This window comes from Streptomyces sp. BK340 (assembly GCF_007827595.1).
Taxonomy (GTDB): Bacteria; Actinomycetota; Actinomycetes; order Streptomycetales; family Streptomycetaceae; genus Streptomyces.
In genome coordinates this window covers 195107-209026 of record NZ_VISR01000013.1, presented here as the reverse complement: position 1 = coordinate 209026, position 13920 = coordinate 195107, and the positions used below count along the sequence as shown (strand labels likewise).

At 72.1% G+C, this 13920-nt stretch carries 10 protein-coding genes and 1 pseudogene; 2 read left to right on the top strand and 9 right to left on the bottom strand.

Features of this window, described 5'->3' with window-relative positions:
- Positions 1-68: 68 nt before the first annotated feature.
- From FB157_RS23605 to FB157_RS23590, 4 genes are all read right to left on the bottom strand, one after another.
- Positions 69-1733 (bottom strand): glycosyltransferase family 2 protein, encoded by a 1665-nt coding sequence (locus tag FB157_RS23605; RefSeq protein ID WP_145882597.1) that lies wholly within the window; start codon positions 1731-1733, stop codon positions 69-71.
- Positions 1730-3925 (bottom strand): CDP-glycerol glycerophosphotransferase family protein, encoded by a 2196-nt coding sequence (locus FB157_RS23600; RefSeq protein ID WP_145882596.1) that lies wholly within the window; start codon positions 3923-3925, stop codon positions 1730-1732. Before FB157_RS23600 ends, FB157_RS23605 begins: the two co-directional genes overlap by 4 nt.
- A gap of 97 nt (positions 3926-4022) precedes the next feature.
- Positions 4023-4880 (bottom strand): ABC transporter ATP-binding protein, encoded by an 858-nt coding sequence (locus FB157_RS23595; RefSeq protein WP_145882595.1) that lies wholly within the window; start codon positions 4878-4880, stop codon positions 4023-4025.
- The gene (locus FB157_RS23590) at positions 4873-5784 is read right to left on the bottom strand and encodes an ABC transporter permease (protein ID WP_145882594.1); all 912 of its coding nucleotides are present in this window, start codon (positions 5782-5784) and stop codon (positions 4873-4875) included. The genes FB157_RS23595 and FB157_RS23590 overlap by 8 nt, the downstream gene beginning before the upstream one ends.
- 201 nt (positions 5785-5985) lie before the next feature.
- On the opposite strand from FB157_RS23590, the gene FB157_RS23585 reads away from it, so the two are divergent.
- The gene (locus tag FB157_RS23585) at positions 5986-6612 is read left to right on the top strand and encodes a TetR/AcrR family transcriptional regulator (protein WP_145882593.1); all 627 of its coding nucleotides are present in this window, start codon (positions 5986-5988) and stop codon (positions 6610-6612) included.
- Here FB157_RS23585 and FB157_RS23580 read toward each other — a convergent pair.
- The 4 genes and pseudogenes from FB157_RS23580 to FB157_RS23565 all read right to left on the bottom strand — a co-directional run bounded on the left by FB157_RS23580 (position 6599) and on the right by FB157_RS23565 (position 11593).
- Positions 6599-7533: pseudogene (locus FB157_RS23580) on the bottom strand (ADP-ribosylglycohydrolase family protein). The gene FB157_RS23585 and the pseudogene FB157_RS23580 overlap by 14 nt on opposite strands.
- A gap of 48 nt (positions 7534-7581) precedes the next feature.
- Positions 7582-8562 carry a UDP-glucose 4-epimerase GalE gene (galE, locus tag FB157_RS23575; RefSeq protein ID WP_145882592.1) on the bottom strand — a complete coding sequence of 327 codons (981 nt, stop codon included), beginning with the start codon at positions 8560-8562 and terminating at the stop codon, positions 7582-7584.
- Between the two features lie 105 nt (positions 8563-8667).
- Positions 8668-10278, bottom strand: coding sequence for a glycosyltransferase family 2 protein (locus FB157_RS23570; RefSeq protein ID WP_145882635.1), 1611 nt, complete (start codon positions 10276-10278; stop codon positions 8668-8670).
- Positions 10279-10321: 43 nt separating this feature from the next.
- Positions 10322-11593, bottom strand: coding sequence for a glycosyltransferase family 87 protein (locus FB157_RS23565; protein ID WP_145882591.1), 1272 nt, complete (start codon positions 11591-11593; stop codon positions 10322-10324).
- Between the two features lie 262 nt (positions 11594-11855).
- Here FB157_RS23565 and FB157_RS23560 point away from each other — a divergent pair, with 262 nt between their 5' ends.
- Positions 11856-13403, top strand: a complete 1548-nt coding sequence (locus FB157_RS23560) for a glycosyltransferase family 39 protein (protein ID WP_145882590.1) — start codon at positions 11856-11858, stop codon at positions 13401-13403.
- Here FB157_RS23560 and FB157_RS23555 read toward each other — a convergent pair.
- A complete protein-coding gene (locus tag FB157_RS23555; RefSeq protein WP_145882634.1) occupies positions 13351-13863 on the bottom strand; it encodes a MarR family winged helix-turn-helix transcriptional regulator in 513 nt (170 codons plus the stop codon). The genes FB157_RS23560 and FB157_RS23555 overlap by 53 nt on opposite strands.
- Positions 13864-13920: the final 57 nt, after the last annotated feature.

Genomic DNA, 13920 nt, shown 5'->3' with positions numbered 1-13920 from the left:
AACTCACCGGGGGCGCGTGGGAATTGCACGACCAGCTCCCACGCGCCCGCAGACGGATGACGGCCCCGCTAGCGCAGCACGCTCGCCGCAAGCCGGACCGCGTTGCGGACCTTCGGGCGGGCCACCTTCTGGACCATCGGGCGGATGACGCGGGCCGTGACTCCCACGGGGTGCCAGCGGATCTGCAGGCGGCCGGGGTTGCGGCCCTCCGGCTCGACGGTGACGTTGTGCGGGGTGGCGCCGGAGCGGTAGTCGATGCGGGCCGTGACGGCGGGGAAGTCCAGCGGGGCCAGGAGGAGGCCCGAGTGGGCCAGGCCCTGCTGTTCGAGGCGCAGCAGGGGGTGGCGTACTCCGGCGAAGCCCTGCACAGGAAGCGGCGCCGTCGAGAGGTCCAGGCGGACGCGGCCCTCGAAGACACCCGGGCGGATCGGGTCCAGGCGGAACGGGACCGTCATGCGGCGTCGGCCGGGGGCCACCACCAGACTGGCTCGCTGCGGTCCCACCGGGAGTCGCAGGCCGGGGTCGTAGGTGCGGATCGCGAGGGTGAGGGAGGCTCCGGGGCCCGGGACGAGTTCGGTGATCTCGTGGCGGAAGTGGGCGCTGGGGAAGGGGCGGGTGTCCAGCTCCAGGTCGGAGACGTCCAGTTCGTGACGGGCCCGGTCGGAGGAGGGGACGGTGTCGCCCCAGTACGTGGTGCCGGAGTCGTCGGCGGTGACGTGCCTCGGTGCCACGCCGTTGCCCAGGCCCCGCGCCGCCTGCTGGGCGTCGGACAGGCGGCCGTCGCGCAGGAGTTGGAGGACCACCCGTTCCGGGCGGGGCAGCCGGGCGAAGGCGCCCTCGGCCAGCGTGTCCAGGTACGGGTTCATGATCTCGGCGAAGGACTCCAGCCACTCGGAGTCCCGGTAGGGCAGGTCGCCCGCGTACATCCGGAAGTCGTGCTTGAGGAACTTGTAGTCCTTGTCCTCCCGCAGGGCCGCGTGTCCGCTCTCCACCAGGAAGTCGTCGATCAGGCGCTGTACGTGCACCCGGTCGCCGACGTTGGAGATCTTGTGCCGCTGGTTGGAGATGGACGCCGACGCGGCGGCCGCGAACGGCTCGATGTACCAGACGTACACCGGGTCCGGGATGATCGTGAACGCCTTGGCCAGGCAGTAGGCCTGCGCCGAGAAGAGCTGGTCCTCGTAGTGGATGCCCTCGGGGAAGCGGAGCCGGTGGCGGTCGAGGAACGCGCGGGCGTACATCTTGCTGGTGGACAGGTGCTCGAACAGCAGCCGGGGGTCGGACTCGATGCCCTCCACGGTGCGGTGCTCGGTCAGCAGGTGGGGCATCCAGGTCGAGCGGCGCCCGCTGTCCACCCGGACCCGGCGGACCGCACCCATCGTGAAGTCCACCTCCCGCTCCCGGTGTGCGGCCAGCAGCAACTCGACCGCGCGCGGCGGGAGTTCGTCGTCGCTGTCGAGGAACATCAGGTACGGCGCCCGGGCGATCTCGATGGCCCGGTTGCGCGGGGCGCTGCAGCCACCGCTGTTCTCCGGCAGGCGCAGGTAGCGGATGCGGTGGTCCTGGGCCGCCAACTCCCTTGCCACCGAAGGCGTCTCGTCGGTGGAGTGGTCGTCGCTGATGACGATCTCGATGTTGGCGTGGGTCTGGGCGCGAAGCGATGCGACCGCCCGGGGGAGACGTGCCGCGTCGTTGTAGACGATGACCGTCACCGTGACGTCGGGGGTCGTCATGCCGTGGCCTCCTCGGGGGTCGGGGCGGGGGTGCGTTCGTCGAGCGGGATCATCGGGGGCAGCGCGTGCTCGGGTTCGCCGAGGAAGACCCGGCGGACGACCCGTTCGGCGGCGCGCCCGTCGTCGTACTCGCAGAACCGGCGCCGGAACGCGGCCCGCGCCTTCGCCGCGCCCTCGTCGCGCCAGGCGCCCGAGAGGAAGATCTCCGCGAGTTCCTGCTGGGTGCGGGCGACCTGGCCGGGCGCCTCGGCCGTCAGGTCGAAGTAGACGCCCCGGGTGGTCCGGTACGTCTCCCAGTCGTCGGCGTAGACGACGATCGGGCGGTCCAGGTTGGCGTAGTCGAACATGATCGACGAGTAGTCCGTGACCAGTGCGTCGGCGGCCAGGCACAGCTCCTCGACGGGGTCGTAGGAGGAGACGTCGATGATCCGGCCGGAGCGGCGCAGGCCGGTCAGCGGGGAGGCGGCGCCGCCGTAGAAGTAGTGGGCGCGGACCAGGAGGACCGTGTCCTCGCCGAGGCGGTCGGCGAGCGCCGCGAGGTCGAGCCGGGGGGTGAAGCCGGCCTCGTAGTCGCGGTGGGTGGGGGCGTAGAGGACGGCTGTCCTGCCGGGGGCGATGCCGAGGCGTTCGCGGGCGGCGCGGACGTCGGCGGCCGTGGCGCTGTAGAAGACGTCGTTGCGCGGATAGCCGTAGTCCAGGGAGGTGTAGCGGGCCGGGTAGGCGCGCTCCCACATGCGCGTGGAGTGGCTGTTGGCGCTGACGCTGTAGTCCCACTTGTCGATGCGGGCCAGCAGCGCGGCGAAGTCCAGACCCTTGGCGGCGGCCGGGTGTTCCATCTGGTCCAGGCCCATGCGCTTGAGCGGGGTGCCGTGGTGGGTCTGGAGGTGGACCGCGTCGGGGCGTTTGACCACCGCGTTGGGGAAGTTGACGTTGTTGGTCAGGTACTTGGCGGTGGCCAGGGTCTCCCAGTAGCGGCGGGTGCCGGGGATCACGTGGTCCGTGCCGGGCGGCAGGAGGGCCGCGTTCTCCTTGTTGACCACCCACACCCTGTGGATGTGCGGGGCGAGTTCGGCGAGCTTGGCGGCGATGGCGGCCGGGTTGCAGGAGACCCCGCGCTCCCAGTAGGCCGCGAACACGGCCAGCTCGGGATCGACCGGGCGGCCGAGCGCCCTGCGGTACTGCTGGTCGCGGAGCTTCGCGCCCACCTGGCGCTTACGGCTTCGTACGGCCTTCCTGGCGGCCCGGCGGGTGCGGTTGGCGGCCTGGAAGGCGCGGTACTTGGTGTAGGCGCCCTCTTCGAGCAGGGCGTGCCGGACGCCCTCGATGCCGGCCGGACGCTGGTGGCCCTCGGGGCGCCAGCGGACCGCCGCAAGGGAGGCCCGGCGGAAGAACTCGCGGGCCACCGCGTCGGGCAGGTCCTCGCCGGCGAAGGTGCGCACCAGGTCGCGGACCATCAGGTCGTACAGGACCGCGCGGGCGGCGCGGCGGTCCCGGGCGAGCGGGAGCAGCGACTCGTAGCGGTCGATGAGCGCGAAGCGGTGCTCGGAGGTGCGGGGCGGCAGGCTCTCGGGGCGCAGCACGCGGTTCTCGTACGCCGCCTGGTTCAGGCAGGCGATACGGCCGGCGTGCAGCAGGGCCGCGTGGGCGGCGTACGGCTCGTCGTCGGTGGTGAGCTGCTCCTCGTGCGCCCGCCAGAACTCGGTGCGCAGGGCGCGGGTGCCGAGCAGCGGGGTGAGGCGCAGCAGGTCGGCCGCCTCCTCCAGGGCGAGGTCGGCGCGGCCGGCGCCGCCGAGGAGGCGGCCGTCGCGGGAGGGGGCGGCGGCGGTCTGCCAGGTGGTGGTGACGTGGTCCAGGAGAAGGACGTCCACCGAATCGTCCAGTTCGGCGGTGCGCTCGGCGATCAGCCGGGGCGCGCCGGCGGGCAGGCCGTCCTTGGCGTGCACGAAGTGCAGCCAGCGGCCGGACGCCCGCGCGGCGCCCGCCGTCCGGGCCGCCGCGTCACCGGTTCCTTCCGGCAGGGGCACCACGACCGTCTCGGGAGCATGACCCTCGGCCGTCTCCCGCGCCCAGGCGCCGACCGAGGCGACGATCACCTCGGCGTCCGGGAGCGGGCGGGCTTCCAGCGAGTCGAGCAGTTCGGTCAGATGCCCCTGGGCGTTCGGCCCGTAGACGATGACACTGAGTTGGGGCATCGCAGGGGACTCCTTCGGCTCGTCGGGGGGCATCTTTCATAACATACTGTCACTAGAGGTATGAAAGGGATAACCACGCCTGAGGTAAGAGCAGGGCTCACGAGGGAAGAGGGACCTTGGGAGCCTCGGGTTTCGGCGCGGCCTTCTTGGGTGCCGGCTTCTTCGCGGTCTTGTCGCCGGTGAAGGCCTCGTACTCCTTCATGACGTCCTCGGTCGGGCCGTCCATGCGCAGCTCGCCGCGCTCCAGCCACAGGACCCGCTCGCAGGTGTCGCGGATCGACTTGTTGTTGTGGCTGACCAGGAAGACCGTTCCCGCCTGCTCGCGCAGCTCGCGGATCCGCTCCTCGGAGCGCTTCTGGAAGGAGCGGTCGCCGGTCGCGAGGGCCTCGTCGATCAGCAGGACGTCGTGGTCCTTGGCGGCGGCGATGGAGAAGCGCAGACGGGCGGCCATGCCGGAGGAGTACGTCCGCATGGGCAGCGTGATGAAGTCGCCCTTCTCGTTGATCCCGGAGAAGTCGACGATGCCCTCGTAGCGCTCCTTGACCTGCTCGCGGGACATGCCCATGGCGAGGCCGCCGAGGTAGACGTTGCGTTCGCCGGTGAGGTCGTTCATCAGAGCCGCGTTGACGCCCAGCAGGGAGGGCTGGCCGTGGGTGTAGATGTGTCCGTTCTCCACCGGGAGAAGCCCGGCCACGGCCTTGAGCAGCGTGGACTTGCCGGAGCCGTTCGTGCCGATCAGTCCGATCGCCTCGCCCTTGTAGGCGACGAACGACACCTTCTTCACCGCGTGCACCCGGCGGACGCCGGCCGCCTTCTCGGCCTGCTTGCGGCGCAGCATGCGGTTGAGGGCGGCGGTGGCGGTGCCGCGGCCCGCGCCGGTGCCGTTGACCCGGTAGACGATGTCGACGCCGTCGGCGATGACGGTGGGGATGTTCTCTGCGGTCTGCTCAGCCACGGCCGTACGTCTCCTCAGCCTTCCAGAAGTAGATGAAGCCGCCGATGCCGGCCAGCAGCGCCCAGCCGGTGGCCGCTGCCCACACGTGCGGGGGGAGCTGCTTGCCGTGGAAGCTGTGGATCAGCGCGTACCGCATGAGGTCGATGTAGACGGCGGCCGGGTTGGTCTCCAGCAGGACCGTGACGATGTGCGGCAGGTTGTCCTTCTTGGTGAGCTTGCTGATGCTCCACATCACGCCGGACACGTACATCCAGGTGCGCAGCACGAACGGCATCAGCTGCGCGATGTCCGGGGTCTTGGCACCCCACCGGGCCATGATCATCGACACGCCCGCGTTGAAGACGGACTGCAGGATCAGCGCGGGGATCGCGAGCAGCCAGCGGGGCGTGATCGGGATGCCGAAGGACAGGATGATCACGACCAGCGCGGTCATCGAGAACAGCAGCTGCTGGAGCTGCTGGAGGCAGAAGGAGATCGGCAGCGCGGCGCGCGGGAAGTGCAGGGCGCGGACCAGGCCGAGGTTGCCCGAGATCGCGCGGGTGCCCGCCATGATCGAGCTCTGTGTGAACGTCCAGATGAACACGCCCGTGACCAGGAACGGGATGTAGTCCGGCACGCCCTTGCTGGTGCCCAGGAGCACGCCGAAGATGAAGTAGTAGACCGCCGCGTTCAGGAGCGGGTTCATGACCTGCCAGACCTGGCCGAGCTTCGCCTGGCTGTACTGGGCGGTGAGCTTGGCGGTGGCGAAGGCGGTGATGAAGTGGCGCCGGGCCCACAGCTGGCGGACGTACTCCGGCAGGGTCGGGCGGGCGCCGCTGACCGTGAGGCCGTGCCGGGCGGCCAGCGCCGAGAGGTCGTCGACCGGGACCTGGGTGGGGGGCGGTGTGTGGAGGACCTGGCTCACATCCGCTGCTTTCGCTCGGGGGAGGGGGGTGCGTCCGGCTGCCGCCGGGCCTGAGCGGTCCTCGTCCGCCATCCGCCGTTTCCTTACGCTTCTCTTCACGTTCTCTTACGTCGGGACGGGACCGTATCGTCGCAACGTGAGCCTAGAACCATCGACCGTCGGGACGCAACCGTTTCGTCGTAACGCCCTATGCTTGTTCGTATGACGACGAACGCCGACGAGGCCCCGAAGCGCGTGCGCCGCCGGACACCCGCCGGGGCTGCCGTGCTCCGGGAGGACGTGACCGAGGCCATCCGTGCGGCGGTCTTCGAGGAACTCGCGGCGGTCGGGTACGCCCGGATGTCCATCGAGGGCATCGCGCGGCGGGCGGGCGTCGGCAAGACGGCGGTGTACCGCCGCTGGCGCTCCAAGCTGCACCTGGTGCTGGACGTGGTGTCGGCGATGGCGGTACTGGGCCTGCCGGTCCCCGACACGGGCTCCCTGGAAGGGGACCTGCGGCTGCTGTACGAAGTGACGTCCCGCGCCCTGCGCCACCCCGTCGCCTCGCAGATCATCCCCGACCTCCAGGCGGAGGCGGCCCGCAATCCCGAGATCGCGGAAGCCATGCAGAAGGCGCTGCGGGACGGCCAGGAAGGGGTCGCCAGCAAGATCGTGGCGGCGGCGGAGGCCCGGGGCGAGGTCCGCGCCGGAGTCGACCCCGACCTGGCCCTGGACCTGATCTCCGGCCCCCTGTACTGGCGCTCGGTGGTGATCCGCTCCCCGAAACTGCCGAAGGGCTACCTGGAGAACCTGGCGCGGGCTACGGCGGGGGCGCTCAAGGCGTTGTGACCCCCTGCCCGCAGCCGGCCGCGGTCCATGCCGACCGCTCGGCCAGGCCGGCCGGTTCCCGTGCCCGCAGTACCCGGTCGCCGAAGCCCGGCAGCGGTACGTGCAGCGGCTGTGTCCAGCGTTCCGGTATCGCGCCGATCCCGTACACCGATCCCGCCGGCGCCCCGGCGACGGCCGCCACCGTGTCCGTGGCACCGCCCAGGCCGATCGCCGCGCGTACCGCCTCCTCGTACGACGTCGTCGTACGCAGGGCCCGGACCGCCGAGCCCAGGCACGGCCAGACCGCGCCGTTGAACTCGGTGGCCCGGTCCGGGTGCCAGCCGGGGGCGAGGACGGTCGCGTAGCGGGCCCGGTGGCCGGGGTGGAGTGCTGCCAGGGTGTCCGGTACGGCGGTGAGCGGATCCTCTCCGCTCAGGGCCACGCGGATCAGCTCGTGCAGGACGGCCGTGCCCTCCCGGGCCGCGGGGTCACCGTGGGTGAGGGCGGAGAGGCGGCGGGCGGCGCCCATGGTGGGCGCACGGCCGTGACGTGCGAAGCGGACGGCTGAAGGGGCCGCCCGCATCAGCGCCCCGTTCCCGGCGGCCCGTCGGTTCGTTCGGAAGTGCAGGGCCGCTGCCGTGTCCCAGGGGGCGCCGCTGGTCAGCACTGCCTCCGTCTGGAGGCCGATGTCCTTCGGGCCGTCGGCCGCCCAGCGCCGGAAGCGCCGGAACACGTCCGGGAGATCCGTCTCCCCGCGCTCCAGCAGCGACTCGGCGGTCAGTACGGCCATCTGCGTGTCGTCGGTCGCCTCGCCGGGGTCCCGGCCACCGTCCCCGCACATCTCGCCGCCGTGTCCGGGGTGCGGGAAACGGGCCGAGAAGGCGCCTTCGGGGCCGAACTCGAAGGGTGACCGAGGGCGTCGCCCACGGCGGACCCGAGCACGGCGCCGACGGCACGTTCGGTGCGCGAGGGGGCGGTCGTGCCCGGAGCCTATGACCGCGCCGCCTCCGGGTGCAGACGTACCCAGCCCTCCCAGGCCGAGGTGATCATGTCGTGGACGTCGTACTTGGCCTGCCAGCCGAGCTCGGTGGCGATGCGGTCGGCGGAGGCGACCACGCGGGCGGGGTCGCCGGGGCGGCGCGGGGTGACCGTCGGGGGGCGGTCGTAGCCGGTGGCCGCGTTGATGTGGTCGATCATCTCGCGGACCGAAACACCCTCCCCGCGGCCGATGTTGAGGGTCAGGTCGCGGCCGGGGGTGGAGCGCAGGGCGCGGGCGACCGTCACATGGGCCTCGGCCAGGTCGACCACGTGGATGTAGTCGCGGACGCAGGTGCCGTCGGGGGTCGGGTAGTCGTTCCCGAAGATGCGCGGCGCCGCGCCCTCGGTGAGCTTCTCGAAGACCATGGGGACGAGGTTGAAGACGCCCGTGTCGGCCAGGGCGGGGGTGGCCGCGCCGGCCACGTTGAAGTAGCGCAGGGACGCGGTCGCCAGGCCCGTCGCCCGGCCCGTCGCGCGGACCAGCCACTCGCCGGCCAGCTTGGTCTCGCCGTAGGGGGACAGGGGCAGGCAGGGGGTCTCCTCCGTGACCAGGTCCACGTCCGGCATGCCGTAGACGGCGGCCGAGGAGGAGAAGACGAAGGACGGGACGTCTGCCTGGGTCACGGCCTCCAGCAGGACGCGCAGGCCCTCCACGTTCTCCCGGTAGTAGTGCAGCGGGAGGTCCACGGACTCGCCCACCTGCTTCTTCGCCGCCAGATGGACGACCCCGGTCACCTCGTACTCGGCCAGCGTGCGCGCCAGCATCTCGCCGTCCAGGATCGAGCCCCGCACCAGCGGTACCTCGTCCGGTACGCGTCCGGCGACACCGGTGGACAGGTCGTCGTAGACCACGGTCCGCTCGCCCGCCTCGGTCATCGCGCGTACGACGTGCGCCCCGATGTATCCGGCACCGCCGGTGATCAGCCAGGTCATGTGCGGCCTCCCCTCGTCAGCCGGCCTGTCGTGACGTGGCCGGTGGCTCTCGGTCGTGCGGGTCCCCGGTGAAGTCCGATGGGTCCCGGTGAAGTCCAGTGGGTCTCAGTGAAGCAGGCGGCGGAGTCGTCCGTCGGCCACCTTCATGACACCCCGTATCCCGGTGGCCACGCGTAGTGCCAGTGCGCCGGAGTGGGTGGCGTACGGCTGGACCAGCAGCACGGCGTGCCGGAAGCTCGGGACGGCGTGCCGACGCAGTCGGCCGGCGCCCGCGAGGGCGTGCGCCGTCATGCTCCGGGACGCTCCGTCCGCGAAGTGCACGGTCAGGCGCAGGTCCCAGGTGCCCGCGCCGAGCCGGTCCAGGTCGACCGGTACCTCGGCCGACCAGCCGTCCGTGCCGGAGGGCGTGAAGGTGGTCCGCTCGTGCTGGGCCGTGTGTCCGTCCTCCCTCGACTGCCACTCCACCTCCACCTCCTGCGGCCCGGCCTCGGCCACCCGTCCGTACAGCTCGTGCAGCCGCAGGCGCAGCCGGGTGCCCCGCGCGCGGGGGCGCAGTTCCGCCTCCACGGTGAGCGGCAGGAGGCGGGTGGGGCGGGTCAGCAGGGGGGTGAGGGAGGCCTGGGGGAGGTCGGCGGACCAGACGGGCGTGCCGTCCGGCGTGCGGTCGTAGGGCGGGAGCAGCCGGGCCGGGCGCGCGGCCAGCTCCTTCAGCCGGGGCAGGTCGCACGGCTCCGGGGACTCCAGGACGACCCGCGCCAGCAGCCGGCCGGGTGCCGACGGGTTCGCCTCCCAGTCGGCGGCGTCGTAGCGCGCGAGGTACTCCCGGGTGTGCGCCCACCACGCGCGCTGGTAGTCACCGTCGCGCAGACCCAGTTCGCGCGCGTACATGCGCAGCTCGTGGTCGAGGAACTTCGCCCGCGCCGCCCGCGCCAGCTCCTTCTGCCCGGCGCCCAGCAGAATGTCGTACGCCATCGCGCACGCCTCCGTACGCGCCTTCCAGTTGTCGATCCGCCCCCGGTCCAGGGAGAGCGACAGCTGCTCGGCCGACCGGCGTACGTGCCACACGTACACGCGGTCCGGTACGAGCGTGATGCGCGGCGCGGCGGCGAGCACGCGCGCGGTGAACACGAAGTCCTCGTAGAGGAAGCGCCCCTCGGGGAAGCGGATGCCGTGCTCGCGCAGGAAGGCGGTCCGGTACAGCTTGTTGACGCACAGCGTGTCGTGGACCAGGCGGGGGCGCTGGGAGGGGTGCGTGAGGACGGTGTGCGCCGTGTACAGGCGCGCCTGCCACGGCTGTTCCCGCCCCGAGGGCAGCTCCCGGCGCACGCACAGCCCGCTCGCGACCTCGGCGTGCGCTCCCTCGGCCGCCGCCAGCAGCGCGTCCACCGCACCGGGCGGCAGCACGTCGTCGCTGTCCAGGAACATCACGTACGGCATCGTCACCGCGTCGATCCCGGTGTTGCGCGGGCTGCCGCAGCCGCCGCTGTTGGTCTCCCGGCGCACGATCCGTAGTCTGGGCTCGTCGGCGGCCAGGCGCGCCAGCAGCTCGCCGCTGCCGTCCGTCGAGCAGTCGTCCACGGCGACGACCTCACCGACGGCGGTGCCCTGGTCGAGTGCCGAACGTACGGCGTCGACCACGTGGTCGGCGTCGTTGTAGCCGATGACGACGACACCGACCTGAGGCGTAGGGTGCGGGTCTCGCGGGTCTGGATGCATGGGGTCCACAGGCCGGAGCGTAGAAATACTCGGTAATACGCCGTTAAGAGGCGCTTAGTGCTCGGTGTGGAAGACGGTCGGAATCCGGTCGGGGTTGCGTCGCGGGGCCGGGCCTTCCGGACGGCGGCCGCGCGGAGCGCCACAGCCGGATGAAGGACAGCACCGCGGCGACGGCCAGCAGCCCGTTGCGCGCCAGCACCAGCAGACAGCCGGTCCAGCTGCCCGCCACCACGTCGCGGTAGAACATCGGGAAGACCACGGAGCTGAGCGCGCTCGCCGCGAGGACCAGCACGGCCACCGGGCGCTGGCTGGTGTGCCGCGAGGTCAGGCACACGGCGGCGAGACCGATCAGCCAGATCATGTACTGGGGACTGATGACCCGGCTGGTGACGGTGAACAGCAGCACCGTGGCGAGCGCGGCGTCGTACGGCGTGGCCGGGCTCCAGTGCCGCGCCCGCACCCTCCACAGCACCAGCAGCCCGAAGGCGGCCACGGTGAGCACGAGGGAGGCGGTGGCGACGGCGGGCACGTGCGGGCCGACCATCTCGATCGCGCCGTACTGGTAGCGGGCCCGGCCGGACCAGCCGGCGTGCCGCGCCAGGTTGAGCGCCGAACCGCCGAACGACTCGATCTGTACACCCCGGCCGCCCTGCTCCCGCAGGAAGGCGAGCGGATTGTTGAACGAAAGGGCGAGGAGTGCGAGGCAGGCGCCTCCGGCGGCCACCGCCCATCCCCACGTCCGCCGTGTCATCGCCCCCCGGGGCGTGCCCAGCAGCACCAGGCCCGGCCACACCTTCACCAGCGCGCCCAGCGCGGCGAGAACACCGCCCGCGCGGGGGGAGCGTCCCAGCGCCAGCAGGGAGACGACGGCGAGCGCGGTCACCTGTACGTCGTACCGGGCGAGCGGCAGGTGCAGCAGCAGCGGCAGACCGCAGGTCCACAGTGTCGCGCCGAACAGGCTCCGTCCGGGGCGGAGCCCCGCGTGGACCAGGACCGCCGCGATCAGCGCGTCGGCGGCCAGCGTCAGCACCACGAACGCCTGAAAGTACGTCAACCACGGAAGCAGGCCCGGCGCCAGCAGTACCGCGCCGGCGCCGGGCGGGTACTGCCAGGTGCTGTCGTGCGCCGGGAAGGCGCCGTGCGACAGGACGCCGTACCAGTGGAAGTACAGCCGCCACACCTCGCGCGGCACCGAACCCCCGCCCAGCAGGGGCGAGCTGTCGTGCGTGAGGAGCCACGACATCAGGGCACGGGTGGCGAGCCATACGGCGGTGAGGGCGAGGACCGGGCCGGGGGTGACACGGAGACGGTTCATCGCGTGGGAGCCTAATCTGCGCGGATGGTGTATCCATGCCGATACGCCGTCAATGACCGGCAAAGGTTGGCTAATCGCAAAAGATCGGGCCATGGTGAACATCGGGCCTCTTGTGAAACCGCAGTCGCACAGGGCGGCTGCAGCAGCTGTCGTACCGGCTGATGCGCCGGATACACCGGACGCGTCGGATGTGCTGGACGCACCCGGTGCAACGACTCGCGCGGCGAGAAGTGCGCGGAGTGCGCTCGCCGTATGTGTGTCCGTGTCGCTGCCCGCGCTGGTCATGCTCGGGCTCGGGCTCTGGGGGCTGGACCGTGGCGGGATGTGGCGGGACGAGGCCGTCACCTTCCAGGTCGCGCGGCGCACGGTGCCGCAGATCTGGCGGCTGCTGCACGGGGTGGACGCGGTGCACGGCCTGTACTACCTGCTCATGCACGCCGTCCTCGGCGTGCGTTCCGGCGAGGTCGTCCTCCGGCTGCCGTCCGTGTGCGCGGCGGCGCTGACCGCGGGTCTGGTGGCCGGGCTCGGCACCCGGCTGGTGCGGCCACGGGTCGGGCTGTGGGCCGGACTGCTGTACGCGATCACGCCGATCGCCGGGCACTACGCGCAGGAGGGCCGTTCGTACGCCCTGGTCGCGGCCGGTGCCACCGGGGCGACGCTGCTGTTCGTCGGGGCCGTGCGGAGCGGGTCCTGGCGGGCGTACGGCGTCGTGCTCGGCCTCACCTGCTGGCTGCACGAGTTCGCCGTCCTGCTGCTGCTCGCCCACGCGGTGTCGCTGGCGCTGGCCCGGGTGGGGGCGCGGGTGTGGCGGGGCTGGGGGTGCACGGCGGGTGCCGTGGGGGTTGCGCTGGTGCCGATGGTGCTTGTGTCGCGGGCCCAGTCGGCACAGGTGGCGTGGTTGCGGGAGCCGACGTGGACGACGGCGGGAGGGCTGCTGCGGACGTTTCTCGGGCCGACGGACGGAGTGTACTGGGCGTGTCTGGGGTTGGCCGTGGTGGGGCTCGTGGGGTTGGTGGGGCGGCGGGGGGAGGTGACCTGCGCGGGGGTCGCTCTGCCGTCGGCCGTGCTGCCGCCGGCCGTGTTGATGCTGGTGTCGCAGGTTTCCCCGCTGTACGTCGACCGGTACGTGCTGTACGCCCTGTCGGGGGCGCCGTTGCTGGTGGCGGCGGGGGCCGAGCGGGTGGCCGGGGTCGCCGGGCGCCTGTGGTCGGCCGGCCGGCCGCAACGGCACCCTCGGCCGGCGCCGCCCCCGAAGACCGGCCCCCGGGCCGGCTCCTTCCTCCTCCCCCTGACCGGCGTCCTCCTGATCGCCCTGGCCCTGTCCCACCAACTCCCCCTGCTCAGAGGCGACCGCGACCCGGGCCGCCGCCCCGACGACCTGGCTGTCGTGGCGCGAGTTGCCGGGCGCCAGGTGCGGGACGGGGACTCCGTGCTCTTCATGCCGGCGCAGACGCGGAACGCGGCTCTGGCCTACCCGGGCGCGTTCCGGGGGGTGCGGGACGTGGCGTTGGCGGAGTCGGGGGCCGGGTCGGGGAGTCTGTACGGGCGGGAGGTCGGGGCGGAGACTCTGCTGCGGCGGATGGCGGGGCTCGACCGGGTCTGGGTCGTCGCCGACCGGGATCTGCTCGCGGGGCACTGGCGGCCGGGCAGTCCCGTCGAGCGGGCGAAGCTCGCCGTGCTGGCGGAGCGGTTCGTGCCCGGTGAGGAGTCCGTGCAGGGCGATGTGACCGTGCGGCTCTACGTCCGCCGGCCGGCTGTCAGCGGGAGCTCTCGGCCTCTTCCAGCGCCGCCGCGTCCAGCGCGGTGGTGAGCTGGTCGAGGCGTTCGCGCAGCTCGCCTATCTCCGCCAGGTCGAAGCCCGTCGCCGTCATGATGCGGCGCGGCACCTGGAGGGCCCGCTCGCGCAGCGCCGCGCCTTCCTCGGTGAGCCGCACCCGCACCGAACGTTCGTCCTGCGCGCTGCGCTCGCGCCGGACGAGGCCGGCCCCCTCCAGCCGCTTGACCAGCGGGGACAGCGTGCCGGAGTCCAGGCGCAGATGCTCGCCGAGCTTCTTGACCGGAAGGTCGCCCTGCTCCCACAGCACCAGCATCACCAGGTACTGCGGGTAGGTGAGCCCGAGGTCCTTGAGGATCACGCGGTAGACGCTGTTGAAGGCGCGGGACGCCGCGTGCAGCGAGAAGCAGATCTGGCGGTCCAGGCGGAGCCAGTCCGCCTCCGGAGCGGGGTTCTGGGTGGCGGTCATGTCTCCAGGGTAGCTCTTGCAGGCCATTGGATTGTGCACAACTTAATTGTGTGCTCTACTTGTGGTCGTGAGGGCGGCCGGACA

Coding starts and splice junctions, on each gene's coding strand:
- FB157_RS23605 (WP_145882597.1), bottom strand. CDS start 1,733: ATGACGACCCCCGACGTCACGGTGACGGTCATCGTCTACAACGACGCG.
- FB157_RS23600 (WP_145882596.1), bottom strand. CDS start 3,925: ATGCCCCAACTCAGTGTCATCGTCTACGGGCCGAACGCCCAGGGGCAT.
- FB157_RS23585 (WP_145882593.1), top strand. CDS start 5,986: ATGACGACGAACGCCGACGAGGCCCCGAAGCGCGTGCGCCGCCGGACA.
- galE (WP_145882592.1), bottom strand. CDS start 8,562: ATGACCTGGCTGATCACCGGCGGTGCCGGATACATCGGGGCGCACGTC.
- FB157_RS23570 (WP_145882635.1), bottom strand. CDS start 10,278: ATGCATCCAGACCCGCGAGACCCGCACCCTACGCCTCAGGTCGGTGTC.
- FB157_RS23565 (WP_145882591.1), bottom strand. CDS start 11,593: ATGAACCGTCTCCGTGTCACCCCCGGCCCGGTCCTCGCCCTCACCGCC.
- FB157_RS23555 (WP_145882634.1), bottom strand. CDS start 13,863: ATGGCCTGCAAGAGCTACCCTGGAGACATGACCGCCACCCAGAACCCC.